This window comes from Salinivibrio sp. AR640 (assembly GCF_001995405.1).
GTDB lineage: Bacteria > Pseudomonadota > Gammaproteobacteria > Enterobacterales > Vibrionaceae > Salinivibrio > Salinivibrio costicola.
This window is the reverse complement of record NZ_MUFD01000033.1, coordinates 1-13874: the sequence shown is the minus strand read 5'-3', so window position 1 is coordinate 13874 and position 13874 is coordinate 1. Positions and strand designations below refer to the sequence as shown.

Genomic DNA, 13874 nt, shown 5'->3' with positions numbered 1-13874 from the left:
ATACTGCTATGCGATATTACGCATACTACCGGTATTACTCATAGCTCAGATATTACTCATAGTACTGATATTTCCACCATTCACTCGGTTGAAGCGCTGATCGTTATCGGGCGCGCAATTTAGCGCTGAGCTGGTATAATCGCCAACCAGTGTATAAATACCCAGTAAAATGGCAGGTGGCGATGGACGTATCAACTCTTCTTGACGGACTCAACGACAAACAGCGTGACGCCGTAGCCGCGCCGCTTGGCAACCATTTAGTGCTTGCCGGGGCCGGTAGTGGTAAAACACGGGTGCTGGTTCATCGTATGGCTTGGCTAATGCGGGTGGAAGAGGCGTCGCCGTTCTCGGTGATGGCGGTGACCTTCACCAACAAAGCGGCAGCCGAAATGCGTGGCCGTATTGAGCAATTGATGCAAGGCACGGCCTCGGGCATGTGGTGTGGTACCTTCCACGGTATTTGCCATCGTATTCTCCGTGCCCACTATTTGGACGCCAACCTGCCACAAGACTTCCAAATTCTTGATTCAGATGACCAGCAGCGCTTGCTACGCCGGTTAATTAAAGCGCAAAACTTGGATGAAAAACACTGGCCCGCCAAGCAAGCGAGTTGGTACATCAATGGCAAAAAAGATGAAGGCTTGCGTCCCAAGCACATTGATACCCGCCATGATCCGGTTGAAAGCACTTGGCTACGGATTTATCAGGCGTATCAAGAAGCCTGTGATCGCGCCGGTTTGGTCGATTTTGCCGAGATCTTGCTGCGAACCTTAGAGTTATTGCGCGATAAAGCGGTGATCCGTGATCATTACCAAGCACGTTTCCAGCACATTTTGGTGGATGAGTTCCAAGATACCAACAACATCCAATATGCGTGGCTACGCATGATGGCCGGTCAACAGGCTAGAGTGATGATTGTCGGCGATGACGACCAATCCATTTACGGCTGGCGTGGCGCGAAAGTCGAAAATATTCAGCGTTTTCTGGACGATTTCACCACCCCGCAGACTATCCGTTTGGAGCAAAACTACCGCTCGACCAGTACGATTTTGCAAGCGGCGAACACCCTGATTGAAAACAACGCCGACCGGATGGGCAAAAGCCTGTGGACCGAGGGCAAAGAGGGCGAGCCTATTTCGGTGTATGCCGGGTTTAATGAGCTAGATGAAGCGCGCTTTGTCGTCGGGAAAATTAAAACCTGGCAAGACGAAGGGGGCGCACTGAGTGACAGCGCCATTTTATACCGCAACAACGCCCAATCCCGGGTGCTGGAAGAAGCCTTAATTCAAGCCGGTTTGCCTTATCGTATCTACGGCGGCATGCGCTTTTTTGAGCGTCAGGAAATCAAAGATGCATTGGCGTATTTACGTTTGATGGCGAATCGCAATGACGATGCGGCGTTTGAGCGGGTGGTAAACACGCCCACTCGAGGGATTGGTGATCGCACTCTTGAGACGCTTCGTGGTGCGGCGCGCGATCGTGGCCAAACCTTATGGCACACTGCCGAGCAAATCTTGGCCGAAAAAGCGCTGGCAGGGCGTGCGGCCAATGCATTGGGCCGGTTTATCGAGCTGGTCAATGCGCTAGAAGATGACACCCGTGACATGGCACTGTATCAACAAACCGATGCCGTGATCCGTCATTCCGGCTTGCGCGCCATGTACGAGCAAGAAAAAGGTGAAAAAGCGCAAGCACGCGTTGATAACTTGGAAGAGTTGGTGACGGCCACGCGCCAATTTACGCCACCCGAAGAGGCGGAAGCGGAAGGGATGACACCGCTGTCGGCATTCTTGGCCCACGCCGCCCTCGAGGCCGGTGAAGGTCAAGCGGACGAGTTTGATGACGCGGTCCAATTGATGACCTTGCACAGTGCCAAAGGTCTCGAGTTCCCCTTAGTCTTTATGGTCGGGGTGGAAGAGGGCATGTTCCCCAGCCAGATGTCAGCCGAAGAAGCGGGTCGCCTAGAAGAAGAGCGTCGCCTTTGCTATGTCGGCATGACGCGAGCGATGGAAAAACTCTATCTTACCTATGCAGAAATGCGCCGTGTGTACGGCAAAGACATGTTCCATAAGATCTCGCGCTTTATACGCGAGCTGCCCGAGGCCTGCTTGGAAGAAGTGCGGATGCGTGCCAATGTCTCACGCCCTGCTGCAAGCGGTGGTCGTTTTTCCAAAACGCAGACTCAGGAGAACTTTAACCAAACCGGGTTTAGTTTGGGTCAGCGGGTGCAACACCCTAAATTTGGTGAAGGCACCATCATCAACTTTGAAGGCAGTGGCGGACAAAGCCGCGTGCAAGTCGCCTTTAATGGGGAAGGGATTAAGTGGTTGGTAACTCAGTACGCCAAACTGGAAGCGCTTTAATCCCCGCTGCTTAACGCTAGAAAACGTAACATACGCCCAGCCTCGGCTGGGCGTATTGGTATTTGCTCCATCGCCTGCATTTTTGCAGCCGCGGCGTTAGCCGAATACGCCGGCTTGCCACACGACCGCGCCACCTAGCAGCAAAAACAACAACGCACACAGGCCATCGATAACTGGGGCGACTTTGGTGAGCACTTGCTGTACGCGACTGCCTGATAGCAGCCAGGCGAGCGAAGAAAACCACCCTAATGAAAGCAGAAACACCACCGCCACCGCCATGGCTTTGCCACTGGCAGACATGCTGGCCGGTACCAAGGTACTCATCAACGAAATAAAAAACACCAAGGCTTTCGGGTTAAAAAGGTTGGTCAGCACCCCTTTCCAAAAGGCCTGTTTTTGGCCGCGTACCGCAGGCGCATCATTGGCAGTTTGCACTGGCGCTGTGGTAGCGGCGAGTAAGCCTTTGATTGCGCTAAGGCCTAAATACATCAGTACACTGCCCCCCGCCACCTGTACCCACATAAACAGTTGCGGGTGCTGATGCACCAACAGACTGATGCCGGTAATGCTCAGTATTGTGTGCGCCAAAATACTGAGCGATAACCCTAGCGCAATCGCTAAGCCAGTGGCACGGCCATAACGGGTCGCATTTTGGAGCACCAAGGCAAAGTCGGGCCCGGGGCTGAGCAGCGCAATCATATGTACCCCCGCTAGCGTGGCGAGAATAGTCAGCTCGTTCATTCTGGTTTTCCTGTTGATAACGCGGCACGTTTAATGTTGGTGACTTGATGTCGTTTGTTCTGATAGGCATCAACGCTAAATATCGCCAAGGCGGCCCAAATAAAGCCGAACGTCGTGGCCTTGTCGAGGGTGAAAGGTTCGTCATATAAGCCGACGGCGAGTAAAAACATTAAGCTTGGGCCGATGTATTGGAAAAACCCCAATACCGTCAAAGGTAGGCGGGTCGCGGCACCGGTAAAACACAACAAAGGTATCGTGGTGATCAAGCCGGCAGCGGCCAGTAGCATATTTAGACTGATGGGATTATCGAGCAGGTTAGAGCTAGGTGTATCGGCAAACTGCCATAGATAAATCAGCGCAACGGGCAAGAGTGTGCAGGTTTCCACAAACAGACCCGGCACTGCCGGTAAGTTGATTTTTTTGCGCAGTAAGCCGTAAATCGCAAAGCTGGTGGCCAGCACCAGGGCTATCCAAGGCAGTGAGCCAAAGGTAATCAATTGTACCAATACCCCCACCAACGCCAGCGCGGCGGCAAGCCACTGTAGACGGCGAAAACGCTCACCAAGAAAGATCATCCCCAGTGCCACGTTCACCAGTGGATTAATGTAGTAGCCAAGGCTGGCATCCAGCATGCGGTTATTAACAATCGCCCAGATAAAAATCAGCCAATTACAGCCAATAAAGCAAGAGGTGAGCATCAACATCAACAGCTTTTTCGGCTCGCGGATAATCGGTTTAAGCTGATAAAAACGACGGGTAAAAAACAGCAGCAATGCCAAAAAGACAAACGACCAAATAATCCGATGCGACAAGATTTCTGGCGCCGGAATATGGTTGACCGTTTTAAAGTATATAGGGGCAATTCCCCACATAATGTAAGCTGCAAGGGCTAATAGCACGCCTTGGCGGGCGCGTTTCGGATCTGGAATCACGGTGCTTTCTCGTTATGGGTATCGATAAGGAATGAACGCGTATTCATGCATGTTGACTAGATGTAACAAGTTGTAAGCACTGGCGCAAGCACCTTTCTTAGTGCTCAGGGTTTCATCAGTCAGAGGGTGTCGGTAGAATGAGCGCCAGTTTGAGTAACGAGCTTGATTATGTCCGCCACCCCCGCTCATGTCGATACACCAATGGCGACCGACGCCGCTACCATTGACCCTGCCACGAGTACTGCCCACCAGGTACTCAAAGCGGTGTTTGGTTATCATCAATTTCGCGAGGGTCAGCAAGCGGTGATTGACGCAGCGATTGCTGGCCGTGATGCCTTGGTGATTATGCCAACCGGAGGCGGGAAATCACTGTGCTATCAGATCCCTGCGTTGGTACGTACTGGTTTGACCGTGGTGATTTCGCCTTTGATCTCGTTGATGAAAGATCAGGTCGATCAGCTCAATGCCAATGGGGTCGCCGCGGCGTGCTTAAACTCGGCGATGACCCCCGAGGCGCAAGCGGAGACGTTGCGCGCCTTAAACCATGGCGAGGTGAAACTGCTGTACGTGTCGCCTGAGCGTGCCCTGGGCCGTGATTTTCTTCATCGCTTAAGTGATTGGCAACTTGGATTAGTGGCGGTGGATGAAGCGCACTGTATTTCCCAGTGGGGGCATGACTTTCGCCGCGAATATGCCTCTTTGGGTCAGCTGAAACAGCATTTCCCCGATGTGCCGGTGATGGCGCTGACGGCGACCGCGGATGCCACCACGCGCGAGGACATTCTATCTCGCCTTACCCTGAACGATCCGCTGGTGCATCTGGGCAGCTTTGATCGCCCGAATATTCGTTACACGCTATTAGAAAAGCATAAACCCTTAGCGCAATTGGTGCATTTTTTAACTGGCCTACGCGGTCAGTCAGGCATTGTGTATTGCAATAGTCGCAAGCGAGTAGAGCAGGTCGCGCAAAAACTGTGCGACAACAATATGCTCGCCGCTGCTTACCATGCCGGCATGACCACAGAGGCGCGCGGGTCGGTGCAAGAGGCGTTCCAACGTGATGATGTCAATATTGTGGTGGCAACCGTGGCATTTGGCATGGGGATTAATAAGCCCAATGTTCGCTTTGTGGTGCATTACGATGTGCCGCGCAATATTGAGTCTTACTATCAAGAAACCGGCCGTGCCGGACGAGACGGACTACCGGCTGAAGCGGTGTTGCTGTATGACCCCTCAGATATGGGGTGGCTTCATCGCTGTTTGGAAGAAAAGCCCGAGGGGCCACAAAAGCAGGTCGAAAGCCATAAATTGACTGCGATGGGCGCGTTTGCCGAAGCGCAAACCTGTCGCCGTTTAGTGCTCCTGAACTACTTTGGTGAGAACCGCCAAACCCCGTGTGGCAACTGTGATATTTGTCTCGACCCGCCCACCCATTTTGATGGCACCGAACAAGCACAAAAAGCGCTGTCGTGCGTGTACCGTGTCAACCAAAGCTTCGGGGTCGGGTATGTGGTTGAAGTGCTGCGCGGAATGCAAAATCAGCGCATTAAAGATCATGGTCACGACAAGCTATCGACCTATGGCATCGGGCGAGAGTGGAGTCATGAATACTGGGTGAGCATTATTCGCCAATTGATCCACCGCGGTTATCTGGTGCAAAACATTGCCCGCAGCTCGGTGTTGCAGTTGACTGAACAAGCGCGGCCACTATTGCGTAGCGAAATGGCGCTTGAATTGGCGGTACCACGTATCGGCCTCAGCCCACGCACCAAAGCCAATAAGCTGAGTCAGCGCCATTACGACAAAAAGCTATTTGCCAAGTTGCGTAAGTTACGTAAAGCGATTGCCGATGAGGAAGATATTCCACCGTATGTGGTGTTTAACGATGCCAGCTTGATGGAAATGGCCGAGATGCTGCCTTCCTCACACGCTGAGCTGTTGGCGGTCAGTGGCGTCGGCCAGCGCAAACTGGAAAAATTCGGCGATGCGTTTTTAGATTTAATTGACGATCACCTTGGCATCAGTGAGTACGGTTATGGTACCGAGTAATTGGTCTTTGATTGAATCAGACTGTGCCTTGGCATTTTCTCAGCCACAGCTGGATGCGGATAATGCCGAGGTTATCTGTCAGCCATTGCTTGACGTGTTACAAGCTCAAGTACTGGAAAGTCAGCAAGACGCCGACATGATGACCTGGCTAATTGACTTTGAAGGCACGCGTCTGATGCTCAAAGCGGCCCATTACACCCAGAGCGTATGGTTGGAGCCATTGGAGAGTGATGGTGATGAAGTGATAGCCTTCTTGCGGCGCTGGTGGATACGTCATCCGCCTCTTTAAATTACACTGGCACCGCCGATTGATTGCTGTATAATTCGCCACCTCGCGCTGCCTGTTGATAGGTAGCTAAGTATTTTGGGTTCCCTCGCCCCCAATAACAAAAAGGTGCACTATGAGCCACTTTTCTCTCGCTCAGCAGCGTAAAGCGCTGAGTTACCTCGTGATATTCCATCTTATCATTATTGCCTCCAGTAATTACTTGGTGCAGATCCCTTTTACCGTTTGGGGTTTCCACACCACCTGGGGAGCGTTTACCTTTCCGTTTATTTTCTTGGCTACCGATCTGACTGTCAGAATTTATGGCCCTGGATTAGCGCGTCGCATCATTTTATTCGTGATGATGCCAGCTTTGCTGATTTCCTATGTGTTATCCGTCTTGTTTTATCAGGGCAGTTACCAAGGATTCGCGGAACTGAGCACGTTTAATCTCACGGTGGCTCGGATTGCGATTGCCAGCTTTATGGCCTATCTGCTGGGTCAGATTTTAGATATTCATGTGTTCAATCGCTTACGCCAACAGCGCCAATGGTGGGTGGCGCCGAGTTGTTCTACCTTGTTTGGTAATGCCTCAGACACGCTCGCCTTTTTTGCGATTGCGTTCTATCAAAGCCAAGATACCTTTATGGCGGAGCACTGGGTTGAGATTGCCCTGGTCGACTACGCCTTTAAGCTGATTATTAGTTTGGGGCTGTTTATTCCTATGTATGGGGTGTTGCTCAACCTGATTATTCGACGAATCACACAGGTGACGCCGTCGGCGACGGTGCAGCAAACGTCCTAATCAGCAGCAGAAAAAAGGGTCGCATCGCGGCTCTTTTTTATGTCAGCTTACCGATTACCGGCTTTATTTTGAGAAGCAGATCAATAAATGTACAGCGAATAAAAAATAAACGTATTTTCTTCTTGATTAACGATAATGAGAATGGTTATTATTAACTTGCACTCAGGGACATGACACGACGTTCCTGAAGGCACGACATTGCTCACATTGCTTCCAGTGTATTAGCGGGGCGCTTATCAAACAGTGATTAAGTTAGTCCGTTTTTTGCTAGGCGACATCTTTCGGGATGTCGCTTTTTTCTTTTTGGGCGCTGGCTTTTCGAACCAGGAGTGTTGGCGTGATGGCTGTGGGTGCAATAACAGTTTGATGACAGCGAATGAGTCTGAGCACAAGATCAATAAATGAAAAAGATTATCAACTAAGTGTTGAAAATGGTAATGAGAATGGTTATTGTTAACTTGTCTTCAGGGCAAAGCCCACAAGCTAGGCGTTGAAGGCACGACATTGCTCACATTGCTTCCAGTGTATTGGGGCCAGCAAACTGTTACTAGACAGCTTTGTTTTTGCGCTCACTTGTTACAGCGACGCCCACTTCGGCGTCGCTTTTTTCTTTTTGTCTTTCTTTTTCCCGTTATTATTTGCTTAGGCGAGCTCAACCAGTTTTTTCACCATCCGATTGATACCACTAGCTGCGTCCGAAACAGACGTTGCTAGCATATAGGCCGGTGTGGATAGCAGATGATGGCGCTGATCCAGCACATAATCCGATACTGGGCAGTCAATATGTTCACCCCCCATACGATTAAAGGCGGCAGCGATATCAGGTTCATTGCCAATGGTGCCTTTTACACCTTTTGGATAGATCTGCGGGATCATGATTGGCGCGATACACATATAACCGGCGGGCTTTTCTGCACGCATAAAAGCTTGGCAAACCGCAAACATATCTTGGTGTACCTGCACCGGATCGCCATTGTAAGCAAAGTCTGACAAGTTCTTGGCTGCACCAAAGCCACCGGGGACCAGTAAGGCGTCGAAGTCATCGACGTTTAAATCGGTAAGCGGAAGAATCTCACCACGAACAATACGGCTGGCTTCGGTGAGCACATTGCGCGTTTCGTTCATCGGCTCACCAGTACGATGATCGATCACATGGTGCTGATCGATATCTGGTGCGAAACACTGCCATTGCGCATCGTTTTGTTCTAGTGCTAGCAGCGATAATACGGTCTCTTGGATCTCTGCGCCGTCAAACACGCCGCAGCCAGATAAGATCACAGCCACCTTTTTCATCACGCTCTCCTTGTATCGAGATTAAAAATATCGCAATCAGTGTGGGCAATGCACAACGATCAACGACGCTAATATAGGCTACGTTTATCAGTGTCGCATTGGTACTGGGTTAGGCGAAAGCTTAGCGAACTTCGGCAATGAAATTGGTGATTATCTCCGCAGTTTATGATGACTTTCTCTGCAACCTTGAGACCCATAGCGATTTCTTTTTCCACACCACAAGATCCTTGTTCGATCAAGATCAGGATCCTTTGTTTTTATTTATCTGTTTGATTATTAAAGGTTAAAAATTTATTTTTCTTCTCTATTTAGACAAGCCAAAAACCCTATAAAATATTTACCAACAAAGTTATCCACAGATAGACGACGCGATGGGAAAAACCATGGTTAACAGGGGTCACGACTCGTGGCATGCTTAACGACTAACGTGTTTAACTGGCAATCAAGATACTGATATGGCAACTCTTCCCGATAACCCCCTCATCCTGGTGGATGGATCCTCTTATCTTTACCGGGCTTACCATGCGTCACCCAGCCTCACCAATAGTGAAGGTGAGCCGACGGGTGCGGTCTATGGTGTGGTGAATATGCTGCGCAGTTTATTGCGCCAATACCCGCATTCTCATGTCGCGGTGATTTTTGATGCCAAAGGGAAGACGTTCCGCGATGACATGTACGAACAGTACAAAGCGAATCGTCCACCGATGCCAGATGATTTACGTGGGCAAATAGCCCCCCTGCATAAGATTATTAAAGCAATGGGGTTGCCTTTACTTGCGGTAGAGGGGGTCGAAGCCGATGACGTTATCGGCACACTGGCCACTCAGGCCTCACAAGCCGGAATGCCGGTACTGATCAGCACCGGCGACAAAGATATGGCTCAATTAGTGGACGAGCATGTCACCTTAATCAACACCATGACTAATGTGGTGATGGACCCGGATGCGGTGCGTGATAAGTATGGCTTTGGTCCTGAGCATATTATTGATTATCTCGCGCTGATGGGGGATAAAGTCGATAACATTCCTGGCGTGCCGGGGGTGGGCGATAAAACTGCGACGGCGTTGATTGCCAACCTCGGCGGCTTGGATGATATCTACGCCAATCTGGATAAAATTGCTGAGCTGAGCTTCCGCGGCGCCAAGAGCATGGCAAAAAAGCTAACGGACAATAAAGAGGGCGCCTATCTTTCCTATCAGTTGGCTACTATCAAATTAGATGTGGCGCTTGATTTCACCCCGCAACAATTGATTAAGCAAGCACCTGATAATGATACTTTGGTAGCCATGTACCGCGATTTACAGTTCCGTCGTTGGCTAAAAGAGCTCGACGAGGGAGATGCGCCAGAGGAATCAACCTCTGATGAGCCTTTATCGCAGGCAGTCAGTATCGATCGTGATCATTATCAAACCGTACTCACGCGCGAGTCACTGGAAACATGGTTAGAGAAAATTCGTCAAGCTGACGTGGTGGCGGTGGATACGGAAACCGATAGCCTTAACTATATGGAAGCCAATCTGGTTGGTATTTCATTTGCGGTCGCGCCAGGCGAAGCGGCTTATGTACCGGTGGCCCATGATTACCTCGAAGCGCCTGAGCAGCTATCGCTGGAAGATGTGATCACTGTATTGCGTCCTTGGCTGGAAGATCCCTCAGCGGCGAAAGTCGGCCAAAATCTAAAGTATGATGCCAGTGTTTTTGCGCGTCACGGAATCACCTTAAAAGGGATAGCCTACGACACCATGCTGGAGTCGTACGTGTACAACAGTGTCGCGGGACGCCATGACATGGACAGCCTCGCTGAGCGCTACTTGCAGCACACCTGCATTAGTTTCGAAGACATTGCCGGGAAAGGCAAAAAACAACTGACCTTTAACCAAGTCCCCCTTGAGCAAGCGGCACCTTATGCCGCGGAAGATGCTGACATTACGCTACGGTTACATCAGTATTTGATTGGACGAGTCACCAGTGACGAAAAGTTAAAAACCATTTTTGAGTTTTATGAAATGCCATTAGTCAGTGTGCTATCGCGCATGGAACGTCATGGTGTGTTAATTGACAAAGACAAGTTGGCGACGCAATCAGAAGCGCTGCATACCCGTTTGATTGAACTTGAGCGTGAAGCCTTTGAGATTGCCGGCGAAGAGTTTAACTTAAGCTCGCCGAAGCAATTACAGGCGATTTTATTTGAGAAAATGGGTCTGCCTGTGGTCAAGAAAACCCCGTCAGGTAGCCCGTCGACCAATGAAGAAGTGCTGCAAGAGCTCTCGCTCGATTACCCGTTGCCTGCGCGTATCTTGGAGTATCGTGGCCTTGCGAAACTCAAATCAACCTACACGGATAAACTGCCACGCATGATCAATGCACAAACGGGCCGCGTGCATACCTCGTATCATCAAGCGGTCACAGCCACTGGGCGTTTATCGTCAACCGATCCAAACTTACAGAATATCCCGATTCGGAACGAGCAGGGTCGCCGTATTCGTGAAGCCTTCACCGCGGAACCGGATCATACGATTTTAGCGGTGGATTACTCGCAGATCGAATTGCGGATTATGGCGCACCTATCCGGTGATAAAGCCTTGTTAGAAGCGTTCCGTGAGGGCAAAGATATTCACGCGGCCACGGCGGCGGAAGTGATGGGGGTGAGTCTTGATGAGGTCACCAGTGAGCAGCGTCGCCGCGCCAAAGCGATCAACTTTGGTTTGATTTATGGTATGAGTGCCTTTGGCCTCTCACGCCAGCTTGGTATTGGTCGCCATGAAGCGCAAACCTACATGGACACCTACTTCGATCGTTATCCAGGCGTGAGAGCATATATGGATAGCACCCGTGAGCAAGCCGCAGAAAAAGGTTATGTGGAGACTATCTTTGGCCGTCGTTTGTACTTACCTGAAATAAAATCACGCAATGGCATGCGTCGCAAAGGAGCCGAACGTGCGGCTATCAACGCGCCGATGCAAGGTACCGCCGCCGATATTATTAAGCGTGCAATGATATTGGTTGATCAGTGGATTCAGGCCAACGCCGCGGATGACGCGCGTCTGGTGATGCAAGTTCACGATGAGCTGGTGTTGGAAGTAAAAACGTCATCTATGTCCAAAGTTGAAAGCCAAGTACGAAAATTGATGGAGTCGGCGGCTGTACTTGATGTGCCCTTAATCGCTGAGGCAGGATTTGGCGATAACTGGGGAGAAGCCCACTAAGTTTACGGTTTTTATCTATATATCGACCTTTTAGTATAAAGAGCCGAATGCGAATTCGGCTTTTTTTTTGTTTAGTATCCAACTGATCTATGGTGGTTTTCGTTCTTTTTTGTATATTTTTATGAAAAAAAATTACGTAATATACTTTTCAAGGCTGGGTGATTGATATACAGTTATCAGCGTAGGGTACAGAGGTAAGATGTTCTATCTTTCAGACCTTTTGTTTCACGTTATTGGATTTGGCTGATTCAGCAGCCCCAGTCAGGATACTGACTGGGGCTTTTTTTATTGGTTGATATGCCGCGACGCGAGCAGCCCTGCCACTGCCTTTTTAACTATTTTCAGCTGTGTTGATCCTGTATTCCAAAAAATTAGAGCAATTACTTTAATTTTGCTGGGAAACCTGGTTATAATACGCACAGCTTCTTGTTCTTTATGTGTTTACAGGGTCTGATTCAGATCACGCACGCACAAAGATTCGCCGACCCTCGATGAGGGTCGGCTTTTTTTTAGCTTTCGTCTTTTAGCGCCAGATCCGTGAGGGAAGACGTTGTGCCTCCCTTACGCCGATAAAAGGCGATTACTCGCTAGGCAGTGGTTGCTCTTCGGCAAGCAATGGCGGCGTGGTGTGATACCAGGCATCCAGTTTTTGACGTAATTTATCCACGCCAATGCCCTTGAGTGACGAATACAATTCGACCTCGACATCGCCGCAAAATGCCAGCGACGCTTCTCGAATCTTCATTAATTGCTGTTTACGTGCACCGGTTTTAAGCTTGTCCGCTTTGGTCAGTAACACTAAAACGGGCAATTTTGACTCAACGGCCCAATAAATCAGCTGCTGATCCAAGTCTTTCATCGGGTGGCGAATGTCCATCAACACCACTAATCCGCCAAGTTGATCACGTTTTTGTAAATATTCTCCCAGCGATCGCTGCCATTTCTCTTTCATTTCTAGAGGGACTTGGGCATAACCATAGCCAGGGAGGTCGACAATATGGCAACCCTCGTCCACCTTAAATAGGTTAATCAATTGTGTCCGACCGGGGGTTTTACTGGTTTTCGCTAGGCTCTTTTGGTCACATAGACGGTTAAGGGAGCTAGATTTACCGGCGTTTGAGCGGCCAGCAAAAGCGATTTCGATTCCTGTATTATCAGGAAGATGGTGGATGTCTGGTGCGCTAGTAACAAACTGGGTGTTACGGTAATTAAGTGATTGCTCCACTGTTAACTCCGTCTCGTCTTGGTGTAGTAGACTGATTACTTTTGTGTGAATTTGTGTAAAATAACCGTGCTCGGTTTTTGATCGGTAATTGTACCATGACGGTAACTAAGTAGTGGTACTGGAAGCTTGATAATTATAAACGGAATGTCATGAAGAAATTAGCGCTAATATTGACTCTCCTGGCCAGCACTTCAGTCTGGGCCCAAGGAGATGCTGAAGCGGGCAAAGCCAAATCCAATACCTGTGCCGCCTGTCACGGTGCTGACGGTAACAGTGTTTTGCCTGATTACCCAAACTTGGCGGGTCAGCACGCCAACTACATTGAAAAGCAGTTGAAGGAATTTAAGCTTGGCGCGCAAAGCGGCGGTGAGCAAGGGCGATACAACGCGGTGATGGCTGGCATGGTGGCTCCTTTATCGGAGCAGGACATGGCTGACCTGGCTGCTTATTACGCAACGCTCACGCCCAAGCCTGGCACAACCCCCGAAGGCGCGGTTGAAATTGGCCGCCAACTCTACATGGCGGGCGATGCAGAGCGAGGCATTGCGGCGTGTGTCGCTTGTCACGGTCCACGCGGTAATGGCACCCCCTCTTCTGGTTTCCCGAAAATTTCTGGCCAGCCCGCAAACTACTTGGCGAGTCAGTTGAAGATGTTCCGTGCAGAGGAACGTCATAATGATATGAATAACATGATGCGATCGGTGGCTGCCAAGCTCACTGACGAGGAAATTGATGCGCTGTCGAGCTATCTCGGTGGTCTGCATTAATTACCGAGCGTGACAGCAAAAGCGGTTGTGAATAACGCAGCCGCTTTTTGTTTCCTTCCTCTTCCTCTTCCTCTTCTTATCACTGCTTTGCGATTTGCTTGCATGGTGTTAGCGCTGATAACGACAAGTGCGTTATCGGGTGTAAGATATTTGCTATTTTACGGCGAGAAAATCGCGATATCGATTGAAAGATAAAATAAAAAATACTATATATTCAATCACTTAATG

General features: G+C 49.9%; 11 protein-coding genes. 7 read left to right on the top strand and 4 right to left on the bottom strand.

What is annotated here, in order from left to right:
• Window positions 1-182: 182 nt before the first annotated feature.
• Window positions 183-2363 carry a DNA helicase II gene (gene uvrD, locus BZG75_RS13780; protein WP_077577291.1) on the top strand — a complete coding sequence of 727 codons (2181 nt, stop codon included), beginning with the start codon at window positions 183-185 and terminating at the stop codon, window positions 2361-2363.
• A 96-nt stretch (window positions 2364-2459) separates the two neighbouring features.
• Here uvrD and BZG75_RS13775 read toward each other — a convergent pair whose 3' ends face one another.
• Both BZG75_RS13775 and rarD read right to left on the bottom strand, forming a co-directional pair.
• A complete protein-coding gene (locus BZG75_RS13775) occupies window positions 2460-3104 on the bottom strand; it encodes a LysE family translocator (protein WP_021022154.1) in 645 nt (214 codons plus the stop codon).
• Window positions 3101-3976: an EamA family transporter RarD gene (rarD, locus tag BZG75_RS13770; protein ID WP_443216203.1), complete on the bottom strand. Its 876-nt coding sequence runs from the start codon at window positions 3974-3976 to the stop codon at window positions 3101-3103. Before rarD ends, BZG75_RS13775 begins: the two co-directional genes overlap by 4 nt.
• 261 nt (window positions 3977-4237) lie before the next feature.
• Here rarD and recQ point away from each other — a divergent pair, with 261 nt between their 5' ends.
• The 3 genes from recQ (at window position 4238) to BZG75_RS13755 (ending at window position 7155) form a co-directional block, all read left to right on the top strand.
• On the top strand, window positions 4238-6085 hold the full coding sequence (gene recQ / locus BZG75_RS13765) for an ATP-dependent DNA helicase RecQ (protein ID WP_108742930.1): 1848 nt from the start codon (window positions 4238-4240) through the stop codon (window positions 6083-6085).
• Window positions 6072-6374, top strand: coding sequence for a DUF3630 family protein (locus BZG75_RS13760; protein WP_077577289.1), 303 nt, complete (start codon window positions 6072-6074; stop codon window positions 6372-6374). Before recQ ends, BZG75_RS13760 begins: the two co-directional genes overlap by 14 nt.
• Before the next feature lie 112 nt (window positions 6375-6486).
• The gene (locus BZG75_RS13755) at window positions 6487-7155 is read left to right on the top strand and encodes a 7-cyano-7-deazaguanine/7-aminomethyl-7-deazaguanine transporter (protein WP_077577288.1); all 669 of its coding nucleotides are present in this window, start codon (window positions 6487-6489) and stop codon (window positions 7153-7155) included.
• A gap of 642 nt (window positions 7156-7797) precedes the next feature.
• Here BZG75_RS13755 and elbB read toward each other — a convergent pair.
• Window positions 7798-8448, bottom strand: a complete 651-nt coding sequence (gene elbB / locus BZG75_RS13750) for an isoprenoid biosynthesis glyoxalase ElbB (RefSeq protein ID WP_021022594.1) — start codon at window positions 8446-8448, stop codon at window positions 7798-7800.
• 455 nt (window positions 8449-8903) lie between these two features.
• Between elbB and polA the strand changes: the two genes are divergently transcribed.
• Together polA and BZG75_RS15705 are read left to right on the top strand one after the other, a co-directional pair.
• On the top strand, window positions 8904-11654 hold the full coding sequence (gene polA, locus BZG75_RS13745; RefSeq protein ID WP_077461684.1) for a DNA polymerase I: 2751 nt from the start codon (window positions 8904-8906) through the stop codon (window positions 11652-11654).
• A 199-nt stretch (window positions 11655-11853) separates the two neighbouring features.
• Window positions 11854-11901, top strand: coding sequence for a hypothetical protein (locus BZG75_RS15705; protein WP_438616993.1), 48 nt, complete (start codon window positions 11854-11856; stop codon window positions 11899-11901).
• Between the two features lie 333 nt (window positions 11902-12234).
• On the opposite strand, the gene yihA is transcribed toward BZG75_RS15705, so the two are convergent.
• The gene (gene yihA, locus BZG75_RS13740; RefSeq protein WP_077577287.1) at window positions 12235-12879 is read right to left on the bottom strand and encodes a ribosome biogenesis GTP-binding protein YihA/YsxC; all 645 of its coding nucleotides are present in this window, start codon (window positions 12877-12879) and stop codon (window positions 12235-12237) included.
• Between the two features lie 149 nt (window positions 12880-13028).
• On the opposite strand from yihA, the gene BZG75_RS13735 reads away from it, so the two are divergent.
• Window positions 13029-13646, top strand: a complete 618-nt coding sequence (locus BZG75_RS13735) for a c-type cytochrome (RefSeq protein ID WP_077461683.1) — start codon at window positions 13029-13031, stop codon at window positions 13644-13646.
• Window positions 13647-13874 lie beyond the last annotated feature (228 nt).

Excerpts from the sequence above, each read along its gene's own strand:
- uvrD (WP_077577291.1), top strand. The coding sequence starts at position 183 with ATGGACGTATCAACTCTTCTTGACGGACTCAACGACAAACAGCGTGAC.
- BZG75_RS13775 (WP_021022154.1), bottom strand. The coding sequence starts at position 3,104 with ATGAACGAGCTGACTATTCTCGCCACGCTAGCGGGGGTACATATGATT.
- rarD (WP_443216203.1), bottom strand. The coding sequence starts at position 3,976 with ATGTGGGGAATTGCCCCTATATACTTTAAAACGGTCAACCATATTCCG.
- recQ (WP_108742930.1), top strand. The coding sequence starts at position 4,238 with ATGGCGACCGACGCCGCTACCATTGACCCTGCCACGAGTACTGCCCAC.
- BZG75_RS13760 (WP_077577289.1), top strand. The coding sequence starts at position 6,072 with ATGGTACCGAGTAATTGGTCTTTGATTGAATCAGACTGTGCCTTGGCA.
- BZG75_RS13755 (WP_077577288.1), top strand. The coding sequence starts at position 6,487 with ATGAGCCACTTTTCTCTCGCTCAGCAGCGTAAAGCGCTGAGTTACCTC.
- elbB (WP_021022594.1), bottom strand. The coding sequence starts at position 8,448 with ATGAAAAAGGTGGCTGTGATCTTATCTGGCTGCGGCGTGTTTGACGGC.
- polA (WP_077461684.1), top strand. The coding sequence starts at position 8,904 with ATGGCAACTCTTCCCGATAACCCCCTCATCCTGGTGGATGGATCCTCT.
- BZG75_RS13735 (WP_077461683.1), top strand. The coding sequence starts at position 13,029 with ATGAAGAAATTAGCGCTAATATTGACTCTCCTGGCCAGCACTTCAGTC.